General features: G+C 40.7%; 18 protein-coding genes. 3 read left to right on the top strand and 15 right to left on the bottom strand.

Annotated elements, in window-relative coordinates; all coding sequences use genetic code 11:
• Positions 1–4 precede the first annotated feature (4 nt).
• From V3595_RS24460 to bioB, 5 genes are all read right to left on the bottom strand, one after another.
• Positions 5–1,174 (bottom strand): MGDG synthase family glycosyltransferase, encoded by a 1,170-nt coding sequence (locus V3595_RS24460; protein WP_485910274.1) that lies wholly within the window; start codon positions 1,172–1,174, stop codon positions 5–7.
• Positions 1,175–1,279: 105 nt separating this feature from the next.
• Entirely contained in the window at positions 1,280–1,879 is a 600-nt protein-coding gene (locus tag V3595_RS24455) for a DedA family protein (protein WP_402906060.1), read from the bottom strand.
• A gap of 17 nt (positions 1,880–1,896) precedes the next feature.
• Entirely contained in the window at positions 1,897–2,595 is a 699-nt protein-coding gene (locus V3595_RS24450; RefSeq protein WP_485910331.1) for a polysaccharide deacetylase family protein, read from the bottom strand.
• A gap of 1,167 nt (positions 2,596–3,762) precedes the next feature.
• A complete protein-coding gene (locus V3595_RS24445) occupies positions 3,763–3,996 on the bottom strand; it encodes a hypothetical protein (protein ID WP_485910273.1) in 234 nt (77 codons plus the stop codon).
• Between the two features lie 86 nt (positions 3,997–4,082).
• Positions 4,083–5,066, bottom strand: a complete 984-nt coding sequence (bioB, locus tag V3595_RS24440) for a biotin synthase BioB (RefSeq protein WP_352925191.1) — start codon at positions 5,064–5,066, stop codon at positions 4,083–4,085.
• A 502-nt stretch (positions 5,067–5,568) separates the two neighbouring features.
• Here bioB and V3595_RS24435 point away from each other — a divergent pair.
• Genes V3595_RS24435 through bioA form a run of 3 tightly spaced genes read left to right on the top strand, consistent with a single transcriptional unit; the run spans position 5,569 to position 8,218 of the window.
• Complete coding sequence (locus V3595_RS24435; protein WP_421157137.1) at positions 5,569–6,153, top strand: biotin transporter BioY; 585 nt, start codon at positions 5,569–5,571, stop codon at positions 6,151–6,153.
• On the top strand, positions 6,132–6,839 hold the full coding sequence (gene bioD / locus V3595_RS24430) for a dethiobiotin synthase (protein WP_485910271.1): 708 nt from the start codon (positions 6,132–6,134) through the stop codon (positions 6,837–6,839). The genes V3595_RS24435 and bioD overlap by 22 nt, the downstream gene beginning before the upstream one ends.
• Positions 6,836–8,218, top strand: a complete 1,383-nt coding sequence (gene bioA / locus V3595_RS24425; protein ID WP_485910269.1) for an adenosylmethionine--8-amino-7-oxononanoate transaminase — start codon at positions 6,836–6,838, stop codon at positions 8,216–8,218. The genes bioD and bioA overlap by 4 nt, the downstream gene beginning before the upstream one ends.
• Positions 8,219–8,631: 413 nt before the next feature.
• On the opposite strand, the gene V3595_RS24420 is transcribed toward bioA, so the two are convergent.
• From V3595_RS24420 to V3595_RS24375, 10 genes are all read right to left on the bottom strand, one after another.
• On the bottom strand, positions 8,632–9,774 hold the full coding sequence (locus V3595_RS24420; RefSeq protein ID WP_485910267.1) for an amidohydrolase: 1,143 nt from the start codon (positions 9,772–9,774) through the stop codon (positions 8,632–8,634).
• A 14-nt stretch (positions 9,775–9,788) separates the two neighbouring features.
• On the bottom strand, positions 9,789–10,298 hold the full coding sequence (locus tag V3595_RS24415; RefSeq protein ID WP_089362828.1) for a GNAT family N-acetyltransferase: 510 nt from the start codon (positions 10,296–10,298) through the stop codon (positions 9,789–9,791).
• Positions 10,299–10,321: 23 nt separating this feature from the next.
• Positions 10,322–11,092 (bottom strand): amino acid ABC transporter ATP-binding protein, encoded by a 771-nt coding sequence (locus V3595_RS24410; protein WP_485910265.1) that lies wholly within the window; start codon positions 11,090–11,092, stop codon positions 10,322–10,324.
• Positions 11,089–11,799: an amino acid ABC transporter permease gene (locus tag V3595_RS24405; protein WP_133351901.1), complete on the bottom strand. Its 711-nt coding sequence runs from the start codon at positions 11,797–11,799 to the stop codon at positions 11,089–11,091. The genes V3595_RS24410 and V3595_RS24405 overlap by 4 nt, the downstream gene beginning before the upstream one ends.
• A 19-nt stretch (positions 11,800–11,818) precedes the next feature.
• Positions 11,819–12,526: an amino acid ABC transporter permease gene (locus tag V3595_RS24400; protein ID WP_485910264.1), complete on the bottom strand. Its 708-nt coding sequence runs from the start codon at positions 12,524–12,526 to the stop codon at positions 11,819–11,821.
• A 32-nt stretch (positions 12,527–12,558) separates the two neighbouring features.
• Positions 12,559–13,383: an amino acid ABC transporter substrate-binding protein gene (locus V3595_RS24395; RefSeq protein ID WP_485910262.1), complete on the bottom strand. Its 825-nt coding sequence runs from the start codon at positions 13,381–13,383 to the stop codon at positions 12,559–12,561.
• Between the two features lie 20 nt (positions 13,384–13,403).
• Positions 13,404–13,937 (bottom strand): GNAT family N-acetyltransferase, encoded by a 534-nt coding sequence (locus V3595_RS24390; RefSeq protein ID WP_485910260.1) that lies wholly within the window; start codon positions 13,935–13,937, stop codon positions 13,404–13,406.
• Between the two features lie 146 nt (positions 13,938–14,083).
• Positions 14,084–14,344, bottom strand: coding sequence for a glutaredoxin family protein (locus tag V3595_RS24385; RefSeq protein WP_485910258.1), 261 nt, complete (start codon positions 14,342–14,344; stop codon positions 14,084–14,086).
• A 16-nt stretch (positions 14,345–14,360) separates the two neighbouring features.
• Positions 14,361–15,695 carry an LLM class flavin-dependent oxidoreductase gene (locus V3595_RS24380; RefSeq protein ID WP_485910256.1) on the bottom strand — a complete coding sequence of 445 codons (1,335 nt, stop codon included), beginning with the start codon at positions 15,693–15,695 and terminating at the stop codon, positions 14,361–14,363.
• 74 nt (positions 15,696–15,769) lie between these two features.
• On the bottom strand, positions 15,770–16,792 hold the full coding sequence (locus V3595_RS24375; RefSeq protein WP_485910254.1) for an LLM class flavin-dependent oxidoreductase: 1,023 nt from the start codon (positions 16,790–16,792) through the stop codon (positions 15,770–15,772).
• Positions 16,793–16,838 lie beyond the last annotated feature (46 nt).

The raw sequence follows: 16,838 nt of genomic DNA, 5'->3' as shown, positions 1-16,838 counted from the left end.
CATCTCAGCTATAAAGAAGTTTGGGCTGTCGGGCTAGATAGGAAGGTGTACCATTTTGATTAAGATTAAGGATCAATTTCATGACCTCCACTATTCCCTCAGGTTTCTCCAACTCTATTTCCTTATGATAAGCTTCTATGGATGTGTTCCACTTTTTCATTTTTTTCTGATCCTTCAATATACTCAGCAATTGTTTTTCAAAAGGCGTTTTCTGATTAAGTTTAAATACAAGTCCTTGTTGTTTTAAATATTGCAGATTAATTTCCTCCTGCCCAGGAAGCCTGGAATGAACAAAAATGGGAAGCCTTTTTCGCAATGCTTCGCTAATCGTGACACCGCCCGGTTTCGTAACGATTGCGTCAACTTCTTCATAAAGCTTATTCATTTCAGACCTTGATGAGATATAAGGCAATGGTTTGATATGTGGTAAGTTCCATGTTTCGATTTCTTCATAAAGCTTGTTGTTATTTCCGCAAAGGACTAAATAATCAAAGTCGCTTGAATTCTTTAACTCATCACCTAAGTTCAAAATCCCTCCAAGACCGCTATTTCCTCCGGATATCAAAATTTTGGGCCGTGCTGTGTTTCTTTGGACACGGGCATTTTTAGTGATTTCCTCGTGCACGGGGATGCCAGTGACCATCATCGTTTGTTTTGGTATTTGACGCTGACTCATCAGCTTTTCTTTTACTTCTTGACTAGGAAGAAAATGGGCATCTATCCCTTCGCTTCCCCACACATTATTAATAAAGTAGTCCGTGTACACGTTTATAACCGGTGTGCTGCACTTCCCTTTCATCTTTAGCTGACTTAAAAGATAGGAAGGGAAACCGTGTGTACACACAATTAAATCAGGCTTTTCTTCTGCTATCAATTGTTCCAATTTATTCATGAATAGTTGCTGATACCACTTAAATATCCGTTCCTTTGGCGTGTGCACATAAAACAGATTCTTATAGGCAAGATTATAGGTTTCCGGCGCATAACGGATCCATGTAAGATAACTATTTACAATGATTTTTTCTAGAGAGGTATTGGTATAACTGATTAGATCGATTTTCTTATAAATAATCCCATTTGAATGCTTTTTTAACATATCCATTAATGCCTCTGCAACTTGATGATGTCCCGACTGCATTCGAAAGAGAGGTAAAAACAAAATCTTCTTCTTCATATATGTGTCATCTCCTAAGAAATCATTCTGAAAAATACGAAATATATAGTTCATGATATTTTCCTCTTACAATAAATTTCCAAAGTTTTATAATAAGGAGCCGACTCAACTTTTGGACATTTGTTTTCTCTTTTTAATGTATTTGATAGTAACATATAGTACAAAAATAACTAAAAATACAAGCCCTAAATATGGAACATATTGGGGATTAACATTAAAAGCATCCCCGACATAATAACCGGCCACTATAAAAGGGACGGTCCAGAGTATAGTGCCTATTAGGGAAAATAGGAAGTATTTCCGAAAGGGTATAGATGAGATTCCTGCGAAATATGGACTAATTTGTCTTATTCCCGGAATATAAAATCCCAATACTAAGGTTTTTTGTGCATTATCCGTATAATTTTTCTTTGCTTTCTCCCAGCGTTCAGTCGTAATCCCAATGAATCTTCCAAATTTATTTATAAATGGATACCCCACATATTTTCCGCATGCATAAGCTGCAAGCATTCCGATAAAAGCGCCGAGAATTGCACACAGCATTGCCAAACCCATTGAGAGCTTACCTTGGACAACCAACACCCCAATTAGAAATAGAAGTGATTCTTCTGGAGCAGGCACTCCCACAATGCCGAAGAATAAAAAAAGAAAAATGATCAGGTATCCATATGATTCAATAAAATGTAAAAGCGTATCTATATTCATAGTACCCCCAGAATTAGTTATAAGTCTTTTAAAGTAATAAAGTGTGTTCCTTTTTCCTTACTCTCCTGTAGGTAAATTTTTAACATTTCAATCATATAGCCTGGTGCTTCTTTATCCGCTCCCAATGTTTCACCACAGTCATGAAGCAACAGGATGGAACCTTCTGTCGAAGTGCTTCGCAGTTGATCAAGCAAAGTATTTTTGCAATTTTCAACTTTCCAATCCCCAAAGATGCCGGACCACATCACCACTCTATATTTCTTACTGAAAAGTGGGGTGAACATATTAAAATGGCCCCATGGCGGTCTATAAAAAACAACCTTTTCATTCGTAACTTCATTTATCGCCTTTTCAGTCATTTCCAACTGTTTCCGTAGATGAATTGGTGATAGGACCCAACTTGAAACATGATGATAATGGTGGATTCCTATAGTATGTCCCTCTTCATGCATTCTTTTAATAATCTCAGGATTACTTTTCACCTTACTGCCAACAACAAAAAATGTGGCCTTTATCTCATACTCTTTTAAAAGATCAAGCAATTTCACCGTATATTCAGGGTTTGGGCCATCATCGAAAGTTAGCGCAATCCCATTATTCGAATTGATTTTTTTGGTTATTCCCAGACTGCATACACGAGTAAGCACCGTTGGGATAATAGTATAAAATATTAATAGCAATAATAAAATAATAAAACTAATCAGCCATATATGCATCACACAAAACTATCCTCTCATTATTGATATTACCAATACTAATTCTTTCCCTATATCAAATTCATTTACCACAATGCAGCAAATGTTATTTTATTCAGGTAATTCATAAAAAAAACCTCTTCTTACAATTTAGCATTTTTTTTTCATTATTTTCACTTATCTATCATTTTTTTATTTTTGTAAAATTTGACTGACCACTAGCCCCCTTACTGCAAAGTAATAAACACCCAGAAAAAAAATTTGAATTAGAGCAGTTAGCCTGCAGTTTTTTTCTTTTAAAACCGTTTGAGTTGATTTCAGAAATCCGCTCCCTTTCCGTCGACTGTCAAGCCTCCTCACCGCAAGCGGCTGTGGGGTCTTGGCTAGCCAGTTATTCGGCAGGAGTGTCGCCAATTTCTTCAATCCAATAAGGGTACAGTAAAAAAATGAGGGGTAATCTAGTCTTGTTTTTAGACAAATTCCAAGAAAAACCGAGTTTGACTGCAGTTTTTTTCTTTAAAACCGTTCGAGTTGATTTCAGAAATCCGCTCCCTTTCCGCCGACTGTCTGCCAAGCCTCCTCACTGCAAGCGGCTCTGGGGTCTTGGCTAGCCAGTTATTCGGCAGGAGTGTCGCCAATTTCTTCAATCCAATAAGGGTACAGTAAAAAAAATGAGGGGTAATCTATTCTTGTTTTTAGACAAATTCCAAAAAAAACGAGTTTGACTGCAGTTTTTTTCTTTAAAACCGTTCGAGTTGATTTCAGAAATCCGCTCCCTTTCCGCCGACTGTCTGCCAAGCCTCAACAAGGCAAGCGCCTGTTGGGTCTCGGCTAGCCAGCTATCCGGCAGGGGTGTCGCAAATTTCTTAATCTAATAAGGGTTACAGTAAAAAAACATGAAGGGTACTCTAGTCCTGTTTTTAGACAAATTCCAAGAAAAATCGAGTTTGCCTAGTTTTTTCGTTCGAGTTGATTTCAGAAATCCGCTCCCTTTCCGCCGACTGCCTGCCAAGCCTCATCAAAGCAAGCGCCTGTGGAGTCTCGGCTAGCCAGCAATCCGGCAGAGTGTCGCAAATTTCTTAATCTAATAAGGGTTACAGTAAAAAAACATGAAGGGTACTCTAGTCCTGTTTTTAGACAAATTCCAAGAAAAATCGAGTTTGCCTAGTTTTTTCGTTCGAGTTGATTTCAGAAATCCACTCCCTTTCCGCCGACTGTCTGCCAAGCCTCCTCACCGCAAGCGGCTGTGGGGTCTTGGCTAGCCAGTAATCCGGCAGGAGTATCGCCAATTTCTTCAATCCAATATGGATTAATGTAAAAAACATGATGTCGACCTTCCATACTCTTTATTCGACCGTTCTCGAATTTATTCGACCTAAAACGCACTTTTTTCGACCCTCCATGCACTTTTTTCGACCCCAATTGGATCTTCCTTTTGCCGACAAACTGAAAAAAACACCCTAAGGGTGTTTTTTTAAATCCATATTGTTTTCCTATAATCTTCTTTATCAAAGGGCACATTCTTCAATTTCGAATCCCAGGTCTTCGATGATTCCCCAATCCGCTGTTGGTTCTTGACCAGCTGTCGTTAAATAATCACCGACGAAGATGGAATTGGCTGCATAAAGTGCCATGGGCTGCATGGAACGGAGATTGACCTCACGACCGCCGGCCAGACGGATTTCTTTACTCGGATTAACGAATCTCATCATCGAAATCAATTTCAGGCATTTAGTGGGGGTCAACTCGGAAGTTCCCTCAAGCGGCGTTCCGTCAATTGCATTGAGAAAATTACAAGGAATGGAATCTGCATCAAGGCTGCGTAAGGATAGGGCGATTTCCACCGCTTCCGACTCAGATTCCCCCATACCGAAAATGGCACCAGAACATGGGGACATTCCGGCTTCTTTCACAGCTTCGACTGTATCTACCCGGTCTTCATATGTATGCGTCGATGTAATTTTACTGTAGTTTTCCTGTGATGTATTCAAATTGTGGTTGTAGCGATGAACGCCTGCTTCCGCTAGTTTGCCCGCATGTTCCTCATTCAGGAAACCTAAACAGCAGCAGATTTTAAGATCCGTCGTTTCACGGATTTCTTTTACCGCTTCAATGACATGATCGATTTCCCTGTTGGTCGGACGACGGCCAGACGCAACGATGCAATAAGTACCCGCTTTGCGACGAATTGATTCTTGCGCTCCCTCGACAATCTTTTCTTTCGTCAGCCAAGCATATTTATCGATCGGGGCTTCCGACACGATCGACTGCGAGCAGTAGCCGCAATCTTCGGGACATAATCCTGATTTCGTATTGATGATCATATTCAATTTAACTTTTTTCCCATAATGATGCTTGCGTATGAGGTAGGCCGCATTCAAAATTTCCAAAACCTCTTCGTCTGGGGCTTGTACGATGGATAATGCCTCTTCCTCCGTCACTTTATATCCTTTGATAACGTTCTCCGCTAACATCTTCCAGTCCCTTACCATTGTTTCCAAACCTATCCCTCTTTTCTTTATTGTGTGCCGAATCGCTGGTTTATGGATTCCTTGACTATGCAATTCCTAGAAAAGGAGCATAACCCGGTCTGGTAAATAAAGACCAGCTGCCTGCAATATATCCACCTGATGCTCCAACCGTGAGTGTCTCCATCTCCAATCCACTTTCCCTTCCAATCAATTGGTCACATGTGCACCATCAACCACAATGGGCAGCACTTAACATTTAGCAGTATCAATACTGCCTGGCGATTCAAATAAATTTGTTAACCTAAAATACATTAAGTTAACATATCGATAGAATAATAACATACAAACAAAATATTATTCAATGGTCTTTTTTCAATATTTTACTAGTCTGTCCATTAAAACCTGTTTACGTATGGTTTTTATTTGTTAACTAAATAATAAATTAGTTGACATATAAAATGGGAATCAGGCAAACTAATAGTGAGCATTTCGCCTATCATTTCTAAAAAAGGAGGTGAAAACCTTGAAAGCAAGGACGATTTCTTATGTTGCCCTTTTTACCGCGTTAACCGCAATTGGCGCCTTTATTAAAATACCTATCCCTTACATACCATTCACACTTCAAATTCTGGCAGTCTATTTGGCAGGCGCATTATTGGGCCCCCGTCTTGGATTGCTCAGTCAGCTATGCTACGTCTTGATCGGACTTATCGGGGTGCCCGTGTTTGCTGAAGGCGGGGGATTCGGCTATATATTCAAACCCACTTTCGGCTATTTGCTCGGATATATACTGGGAGCCTATGTAAATGGATGGCTGATCAACCGGTTTTCCCTCACCACGATTCGTTCCATATTCTTTGCTAATGCCGCCTCTTTACTGACTGTTTACTTCTTCGGCTGCATCTGGCTTTATGGTGCAATGAAGTGGATTGTGGAAACGCCGCTTTCAATCAACCAAACGATTCTTTACGGCTTCTTATTACCTGTCCCCGGTGATCTACTGCTGTGCATTCTATGTGCTGTCATCATTCAACAAGTACGTCCGCGCATTGCAAGATATATAAACGTGAAGGAGCTGAATCATCCATGGGCCAAGCCTACTTTATAACCGGAACTGGCACCGATATTGGAAAGACCATCGTCACGAGCGCACTCTATCTGTCTCTTCAAGCATTGGGAAAAAGCGTCACAATATTCAAACCATTTCAAACTGGCATCAATGAGGAAAGCAATACATACCCGGACATATCTTGGTTTGAACAGGAACTCGGTGTAAAGGAATCAGGGTTTTACACACTGGAACCTGAAACCTCCCCACATTTGGCGATTAAATTGACCGGAAAGAAAATTGATGAGAAGAAAGTCGTGGAAAGGGTTCATGAACTTGAGGAAATGTATGACATCGTATTAGTCGAGGGTGCTGGCGGATTGGCTGTCCCGCTCATTGAACGATCCGACGGTTTCTATATGACGACGGATTTCATAAGAGATTGCGGCATGCCTGTCGTATTCGTATCTACAAGTGGTTTAGGGGCGATTCATAATGTCGTAACGACGCATTCGTATGCCCAAATCCATGATATATGCGTGAAAACCATTTTGTATAACCATTACCGGTCAGAGGATCGGATTCATAAAGACAATATCGAAACCATTGAAAAGCTGACAGGGCTGAATGGCCTCGCCTGCATCCCAACAATGGCGGATGTTAGAAAAGACTTGAGGATCTGCATCCTTGATTTACTTGGTGATCAAGATTATACCCAACAACTGAAAGAGGTGTTCCAAGCATGAACAGTCAGGATTTAGAGCAATGGGATAAGGAATATGTATGGCATCCGTTCACACAAATGAAAACGTATCGGGAAAGTAAACCGCTGATCATCGAGCGCGGGGAAGGCAGCTACTTGATTGATGTGGATGGCAAACGCTATTTGGACGGCTATGCTTCATTATGGGTGAATGTGCACGGGCATAACGAGCCGGAATTAAATGGCGCCCTTATTGAACAAGTGAATAAAGTCGCGCACTCCACGCTGCTGGGATCTGCAAATGTACCATCGATCTTACTGGCAAAAAAACTTGCAGAGATCACTCCTGGTTCTTTATCGAAAGTCTTCTACTCTGACACGGGATCTGCTGCTGTGGAAATCGCCCTTAAAGTCGCTTATCAATATTGGCAGAATATCGATCCCGTCAAGCATCGGAATAAAAACAAATTCGTCTCCCTTGACGAAGCATACCATGGCGATACTGTCGGTGCCGTGAGTGTTGGCGGAATGGATCTATTCCATAGAATCTTTAAGCCACTCTTATTTCAACGGATTTCCGCCCCTTCACCATATGCCTATCACATGACTGAGTATGGAGATCAAGAAGCAGTGAAAAACCATTGCTTGAAGGAACTGGAGAAGTTACTGCAAGATCAATCAGAGGAAATTGCAGGATTGATCATCGAACCGCTTGTGCAGGGCGCGGCAGGCATCATAACCCATCCGGCAGGCTTTTTGAAAGAAGTCGAACAATTATGCAGAAAGTACAACATCCTCTTAATTTGTGATGAGGTGGCCGTTGGATTCGGTCGAACCGGAACGATGTTTGCCTGCGAACAGGAAGATGTCGTTCCTGATATCATGTGTATGGGCAAAGGGATCACTGGGGGATATATGCCACTCGCAGCAACCATCATGAACGAGCAGATCTTTCAATCCTTCTTGGGAGAACGGGAAGAACATAAAACCTTCTATCACGGCCACACCTATACAGGAAATCAGCTAGCCTGTGCACTGGCCCTGAAGAATATCGAGCTAATGGAAAGCCGCAATCTCATTAAAGACATCCAGAAAAAATCAAAATACCTATCCGAAAAACTGCAAGCACTATACGAACTTCCGATAGTCGGCGATATCCGCCAGCGCGGCTTCATGATTGGAGTGGAGATCGTTAAAGACCGCCAAACAAAAGAAACGTTCACCCTCCAAGAGAATGTCGTTTCCGGAATCATCCATACAGCAAGGGAAAATGGCCTGATCATCCGGGAACTTGGTCCTGTCATCACGATGATGCCGATCCTTTCCATGTCAGAAAAGGAACTCGATTTCATGGTCGAAACCGTCTACCGTGCCATTAAGGAAGTCTCCATTCATAAAGGATTGGTTCCAGCAGCTAACTGATACACAAAGAACCGGAAGGGCAGCGCTCATCCGGTTCTTTCTATACTTTATAAAGGACTTCGTAAGGAAAGATATCAGAAATTGTCCATATACCGAAGATATTACACAACTTTGGCTATCCAAGAAGAGAAGATGTTGAATCTGAGGAAGTTTTATATACTTATGTATTCCTTCATTAACAAAGCGTTTTTTGGATTCTAATTTTTCATAACACCGCAAGTCATTGACGGAGCTTCACAACACAGAAGCCAATATCTGAATAATTAATTTGTGCCTAGAAACTCTCTGAGGATTATTGCATGTGAGCGAGGATTCATGCCTTGAAATTTGAACCGATATTTTTGGAAATACGACAACTAGGGTGCTATGCACGAACCAGTTTAGATCGTGTCTGGCACCTTAGTCATGTATGTTCACCACTTACCATGTTTATATAATAAATCCTTGGCACTTTCAGATAAAAAATGAGCGGCTTTAATAATGGATTTTTCATCAACAGTAAAAGCTGGATGATGCCAATCTTCGTTTCCGTTTGTACCAAAAAAGGCAAAGGTACCGGGGATATGTTGAAGGTAATAAGCGAAATCTTCACCACCCATTGAAGGCTCTGGATTGATTACGTGTAATGATTGCTGCCGAGCAGACACGCGTACCATCTCTGTGACAGCTGGATGATTAAGAAGCGCGGGGGGCCCAGGAAACCAACCAATCGCAGCTTCCTGTGAAAAAGCAGCTGCAATATGATTCACAATCGAATAAAACTTTTCTTTTACTTCTTCGCGGATTTCAGCATTAAAGGTTCGAATCGTTCCTTCCAATATGACGTCACCCGGAATTACATTCCAAGTGTTTCCACCTGTTATTCTCGTAACACTCACCACAGCACAATCTAATGGGGATACATTCCGGCTGACGATAGTTTGAAGAGCGGTAATAAGCTGAGCCGCTGCCGCTATTGGATCTTTTCCGTTTTGAGGGATGGCCGCGTGGCTCCCCTTCCCTTGTAGAACAATATGAAAACGGTCCACTGCCGCCATTAACGGACCAGCTTTTATGCCAATGGTGCCGACAGGCAAATTGGGTTTATTGTGCAGCCCAATTACAGCCGCTACATCGTCAATTTGACCATCTTTTATCACATGCACCGCTCCGCCGCCTAATTCTTCTGCGGGTTGAAAAAGCAATCGCACTGTCCCGCACAACTCTGATTGATATTCTTTTAAAAGGTAGGCAGCCCCTATTGCAGCTGCCGTATGAAAATCATGGCCGCAAGCATGCATCACTCCTTTTACTTTCGAAGCAAATGGAAGCCCGGTTCGTTCCTCAATCGGAAGAGCATCGATATCCGCCCTTATGGCTACTGTCGGTCCGGGCTTGCCACCCTTTATATCTGCAAAAACACCTGTTTTTAATCTTGTATGACGGATTTCAATGCCCTCTTCCTCGAGCCACGTTTGTATCGATTTTGTCGTTTTAAATTCTTCATTCGATAACTCCGGATATTGATGTAAATAGCGCCGTATCGATATTAAGCGCTTTTCCAGCTCTCGACTCATACAGTCGCCTCCTTCTATAAATCTAAGCGATAGCATTTTACTAAAATATCATGATTTTGAAATTCTTTCGTTCGATCCCTTTTAAAGCCAAACCATTCATATAGTTTAATGGCTTTATGCATCTTATCAGTAGAATGTAGATACAAACTGGACGCACCTTGCGATTTTGCATAATTTACACTAGCTTTTAATAATTCCTGTGCGATACCGCGTCCCCTTGATTCGGGATGAACAGCCAACAACCGAATGATTGGTGAAAAAATCCCAAGTTCCGGCTTTTCATATGCTTTTTCAGATGACTGAAAAAGCTGTAATGTACCAAGGATATCCTGATTGCACTTTGCAACCAATACCTTATCAACATGTGGATTATCCACCGAGGATTCAATATTTTTTAAATATCCTTCCCAAGCTTCCGGGTTCGAATATTCATGTTCATATTGTTGATAACTTTCTACCAATAAGCGGCGAACCGTCTCTTTATCTTCTTCAATCAATTCATCGACTACGATTGTATTAATCATACGTCCTCCTTTTGCCCCTTCCTTTAATTGGCCCTTTCTTCTAAAAACGGTACGGAAAAATCTCTTGATATCCGGTTTAAAAATTGTCTTGTTCGCTCTTCCTTTGGGGCATTGAAAATCTCCAATGGTGACCCCTCTTCTACAATGACCCCTCCATCCATGAAAAGAACGCGATCCGATATCTCTTTAGCAAAACTCATTTCATGGGTTACAATCACCATCGTTATGCCTTCCTGTGCAATTGCTTTTATCACAGAAAGCACCTCCCCAACCAACTCAGGGTCGAGTGCCGATGTTGGTTCGTCAAATAGAATGACCTCCGGATTTAAAGCAAGTGCCCTGGCAATTCCAACACGTTGCTGTTGACCTCCTGACAATTGCGAAGGGAAATAGTTATGCTTATCTCCCAAACCTACTTTTTTCAATAACAGCTCGCTTTCCTGTTTCGCTTCAGCTTTCTTATGTTTTTTTGTAACAATTAATCCTTCCATTACATTCTCCAAAACAGTTTTATGAGCAAATAAATTATAATGCTGAAAAACCATTGCCGATTGTCTTCTAAGGGATAAGATTTCCCTTTTGGTCGCCTTCTTAGACTTCACCTGTATATCCCCCACTTGAACAATTCCCTCATCTGGTTTCTCCAGAAAGTTCAAGCACCTAAGCAGGGTCGTTTTCCCAGATCCACTTGGTCCAAGAATGGTAACCACTTCTCCCTTGCCTATTTTCAGATTAATTCCTTTTAAAACAGGCTGCTGGTTAAATGATTTTTTTATATCTTTTAAATAAATCATTGTACTCCTCCTCGATTATAGGCAGTGGCCTTTTTCTCAATTAAAAACGAAAGCCCCTCTGCAATGATTGTGAGGCCCCAATAAATTAAACCAGCAGCGATGAAAGACTCCAAAAATTTCAAATTGGTGGATGCAACTATGTTGGCTGCTCCTGTCATTTCTTTTTGCGATACAATGAAAGCAATGGATGACGTATGCAAGAATCCAATGAAAATATTCGTGAAATTCGGGATGGACTGAGCAATGGCCTGTGGCAAAACAATTCGCGTCATGGCTTGAAACGAATTCATACCCACGGAATAGGCTGCCTCCATTTGGCCATTAGAGACACTGATAATTCCCGATCTGAATATTTCTGATAAATAGGCACCCGCACTCAACGATAAGGCGGTTAAGACAAATAAAATGATCGGAATGGAATTAGATTGAATACCCAAATCAAACTTTTTAGAAATTTGGTCTATTAATAATGGAAAGCCGAAATAAATGAGCATTATGTGCATGATAATTGGTGTTCCTCTAAAGAAGGAAACATATCCATTTGCAACTCTACATAGAAATTTCACTTTATATATCCTAATCAAGGCAACAGCGAGACCGATAATAAAACCTGCAAGAAGAGGAAGAATCGTTAAGATAAGTGTGATCGGAAGTGCTTTAATAATCTCCTTAAAAGCAGTCCAAATGAATAGAATATCAATCGTCAAGTCCTTCTCTCCTCCTTTGTTATCCAGTAACAGACACATCAACAGTTTGATGACGATTAATGCGATTTTCATAAAGTCTGAATATTTTCTCAAACAATAGCACGACTGCATAATAGATAACAGCTAATGAGAGATAGACTTCGAGAGCATGTGCAGTTGCAGCAATTAATGTCTCTCCCCTGCCCATCATATCCATTACGCCGATGGTAAAGGCAAGTGAGGTATCCTTCAAGGATCCGATAATAGAGTTTGCGATATTCGGAAAAGCAATCCCTATTGCCTGAGGAAGCACAATTCGAAAAAAGCTTTGACTATTATTCATACCAACAGAATAGGCTGCTTCCGTTTGCCCATAATCGACAGCCTTAATCGCTCCGCGGAATATTTCTGCGAAATGCGCCCCATTACTTACTGCATAAGTAATAATGACAAAATACAGAGCATCCATTCTTGAAATATCAATATTAATGAATAAAAGGATTGCAGGCAGTCCGTAAAAAACTAGAAATAATTGTATTAAAATCGGAGTTCCCCGAATGAATGAAATATACAAAATGACTAATTGATTCAAAACAGGGATACGAAATAATCTCAGGATGGCTGCCGCTATCCCGATGACCATTCCTAATAAAACGGATGCTGCCAGAATTTGCAATGTTACTCCAAGATAATATATTAACGTCGGAATGAAATCGACGATTAATGAAGGATCAAATGCTTTCCCCATGCTTTAGCACCTCCGCGCTTACTACTATCTAATTAAAATCCTACTGAATAGTCTGCGCCCAGCCACTTTTTACTTAATTCGCTAACTACCCCATCTTTTTTCAGCTCCACAAGTGCTTCATCAATTCTCTTCTGTAAAGGCGTTTCGTCTTTTCTTAGCAAAAAGTATACTTTCGAATTAAGAAGTGGCTCACCCACCACTTTTTGCTGTGCATCTGCTTGTTTATTTAAGAAGTCGACTGCGAATGGTGTAGTAATGGTAGCATCCGCCCGACCAGTTTTGATTTGATTCTTCGTATCATCTACGCCTTGGCCAGAATAGACAATTTCAATACCGGCATTATTTTCTTTATTATACTTTTCAAGAAAAACAGCAGAATTGCTCGTAGCACTCACTATCGCTTTTTTTCCTTTAAGATCTTTAATGGAATGAATATCATTGTTGTCCTGATGAACAGTAACTTGGAGCGGAAAGACATTATATGGTTCTTTATTAAATAGAAATTTTTCTTCTCGTTCATCATTCACCTCCATTTGGTGAGCAACAAAATCTATTTTGTTCGTTTCTAAACTTAATAATAGATTAGAAAATTCCATCGTTTTAAATTCAAATTCATATTCAGGCAGCTTTTCATCGATTTGACGAACCAACTCGACATCATACCCTGTCAGCTTACCATTACTATCCAAAAAGCAAATATTAGGGAATTGTGTCCCAGTTCCGACAATGATTTTCTGAACTTTTTTATCTTTTGAATCTCCAGAACTTGACTTTGCTGTACTCGTTGTTTCTTTCGAAGAGCAAGCTCCCAAAAAAGTAAATAGCAGTGCCATAACTATTAATAATGTTTTTTTCATCTCAAATTCCCCCGACGTTTTTAATTACTAACAATTGGTTCTTTATTTTCAATAATGCGATACAACGTTTCATCTAGAATTTTACGAAGATACACAATTTTTTCTCCATCGTGATCTCGTTCAGCAAAAATCTCATAGCCTCTTCTTTCATAAATGGAAACAAGCCAAGGATGACGATCAGCTGTCGCCAAATAGACGGCCGGCGCTTTCACCTGTTTCCGAAGTGCGTTTTCTTCCACCCAGGTTAACAAAGTCGAGCCAAAACCTTTTTGTTTGTATAGGGGGTCGACTGCAAACCACCAAATGAAAGGGTACGGACTGAACTGATCAGTATCATTCCATGGATGACGAACTGTCACAGTGGAAACAATTTGGCCGCCCTGTTCTAAAACATAAGTGAGATTTCGCCTAATATTATTCGTCACTAACTGCAAATCAGCTGTCGCAGCCAGAAAGTTAATATTCAATTCTCTAATTGGTTCATAAGCCCGAAGTGTAACGTTTAGCACTTCGGGAGCATCTTTTACAGTGGCAAGACGGATTAGCTGTGTCATGATTAATTCCCCGTTTCTATAACTTATTATTTTCACAAGAATAGTCGGATTTAAATCAACAATTTTTCACTCGTTCTAGCTCTGGTTCATCATGATCATTTCCATTTAAGGATAAGTCAACTTCTTCTTAAGCCCGCTAAATTTTGTTATTGAAAGCGTTCGAGTACTTTTTCAAGATAGGGTATGCCAATTTCCATAACACTCTCATATACGTTACCTCGCCCAATTTCAATAATAGGTACATACCGAACATCATATTTGATTTCTAAAATGTCTCTCCGTTCATCATGATCGGTAACATCCACCGTTTGATAAGCAATGTCCTTTTCTTTTAAGTATTGTTTAACCTCTTCGCAATAATGACATCCTTGTTTTGACCAAACGACAACATTTAACGCTTCTCCCATGTCGTATTCCTCCTTCTTATTGGTTAATCTTTTCTTTCGCATAACGATTTTCCGGGAATGGAAGCCCCAAGTTGCCTCTTAATGTTTCGGCTTCATATTCAGTACGATATATTCCCCTTTTTTGAAGGATAGGAATCACGTAGAATACAAAGTCACTTAAAGCATTGGGAACACTTGAAGCAAAGATAAATCCGTCCGCACCCTTCTCTTCGAACCATTGCTGAATCAAATCCGCCACTTTCTCTGGAGTTCCAATAAAAGAGGTCCGGGGTGTAGTTTCTTTAAGTGCTACTTGACGGAGCGTTAACTGTTTATCCTTGGCTTCCTGTTTAATTCGATCAGTCGTACTTCGGAAACTGTTTTTTCCAATGTCTCCGAGATCGGGGAAAGGTGCATCCAGTTCATATTGGGAAAAATCATGATGATCGAAGTATCGTCCCAAATAGTCAAGCGCCTTATCTATAGAAACCAGGTTAGCGAGTTCTTGATATTTGTGCTCTGCCTCTTCCTCAGTTGCACCAATGATTGGAGCGATACCCGGCAGAATAACAATTTCATCAGGATTTCTCCCGAATGCAATAGCCCTGTTTTTTACATCTTGATAAAAAATCTTGGCATCTTCCAAAGTTGGTTGACCTGTAAAGATTGCATCCGCTTCTTTAGCCGCAAGATTTTTTCCAGCTTCTGATGAACCTGCTTGAAAAACGACAGGTCTCCCCTGTTTAGATCTAGCAATGTTTAGTGGTCCTTGCACCGAGAAAAATTCTCCTTTATGTTTTAATTGATGCATTTTAGAAGGATCAAAAAACGCACCGGAATCTTTATCCCGAGTAAACGCGTCATCCTCCCATGAATCCCAAAGTCCTTTGGTAACTTGTATATATTCTGATGCTATCCGATAGCGTTTGGCATGATCAGGGTGTTCTTCAATCGTTTTGTTATAGTTCAAGGCCGTACTCTCAAGAGGAGTAGTAACAAGGTTCCATCCGCCACGACCTTGACTAATGTGATCAAGTGAGGCAAATTGCCGAGCTACAGTAAATGGCTCACTGTATGAGGTGGAAACTGTTCCGACTAGCCCTATTCTTGATGTGAAAGCAGCGAGTGCGGATAAAATGGTAAGTGGTTCAAAGCGATTTAAAAAATGCGGAATTGACTTCTCATTGATAAACAATCCGTCAGCAATGAAAAGTAAATCGAACTTTCCCTCTTCAGCCTTCTGGGCCTGCTCCTTATAAAATTCAAGACTAACACTGGCATCTGCCTGAATATCAGGATGTCTCCAACCAGATATACTCCCTCCAACTCCGTGAATAAGCGCTCCAAATTTCAACTTTCTCTGCTCAGACATCAATACTCCTCCTTTAAATAATCGATATTTAGCTTTGCTGACATCTAGGATCTTCACTAATTGCTGAAGACTTTTTAATTTTGGCTCGTAACGTGTTTCTCATCAGATAAGGCTAATTGAAGTGGACTCAACAATCGAAAAGATCGGAACCTTTCTGCTTCCTTTAAAATCGGCGAATGTAGGATAAACTCATCTACCCCGTACTTTTCATGTAAATTTGCTAAGACTTCTTTTACATAAGAGGGAGTTCCAGCAATAATATTGGAATCCTGTTCTTCAATTTCATAAGACTCCCCAGATTGCTTCCCAAATAACTCTGCTTGCACCAGTGTTTGGACCGTAACAGAACGACCGCTTTTGAGATGTACTTTCACAATCTTCTGTTCACCTGTTAACTGTTCTGCTTCCTGTTGTGAAGAAGCAGCAATCACTGAAACCGATACCTTAAAGCTCCCAGTTGGAAAGATACTTTGGTAAATGCGTGAAGCTTCTTCGAGTACAGCCTCATTACTATTGATAAATCGAGCAAATACATAAGCTATACCAAGATCGGCTGCTAGCCTGGCACTGTCAGCACTTGCACCAAGCAGAAACATCTTTGGCTTTTTGGGAGGGAGTGGTGTCGCTTGAATGCCTGCAAGCGGGTGAGTTTCATTAACTGAATTTTCGATTATTTCTTGCAAGAAAGATAACCGCTCTTCGAAATCTTTTCCATCATTCACAGTTCCAAACTGTAGCGCCTTCGTTGATAAGGGGAGGCCACCTGGTGCCTTTCCGATGCCAAGGTCTACCCTGCCTGGCGAAAGATTTGATAACACGTGAAAGTTTTCCGCCACTTTATATGGACTATAATGCTGAAGCATAACACCTCCGGAACCTACCCGAATCGTTTTTGTTTGGGCTAATAAATAAGAAATCAATACTTCCGGGGAGGACCCCGCTAGCTGTTCGGCATGATGATGTTCCGAAACCCAGAAACGGGTATAACCCCAATCTTCTGCATGTCTAGCCAGATTAATCGTTTGCTGAAGTGCATCAAATGCAGAAGCGCCCGGAAATATCGGGCTCTGGTCTAAAATGCCAAGCTTATAACTCATATTTTCTCCTCCGTTTTAATTCAAAGTTTACTTATGCGATTAATTA

Origin of the sequence: Bacillus sp. CFBP9009, assembly GCF_036541465.1 — a bacterium.
Classification (GTDB): domain Bacteria; phylum Bacillota; class Bacilli; order Bacillales; family DSM-1321; genus Peribacillus.
Note: the sequence above shows the minus strand (reverse complement) of the source record. Positions and strands in the feature narration are given on the sequence as shown.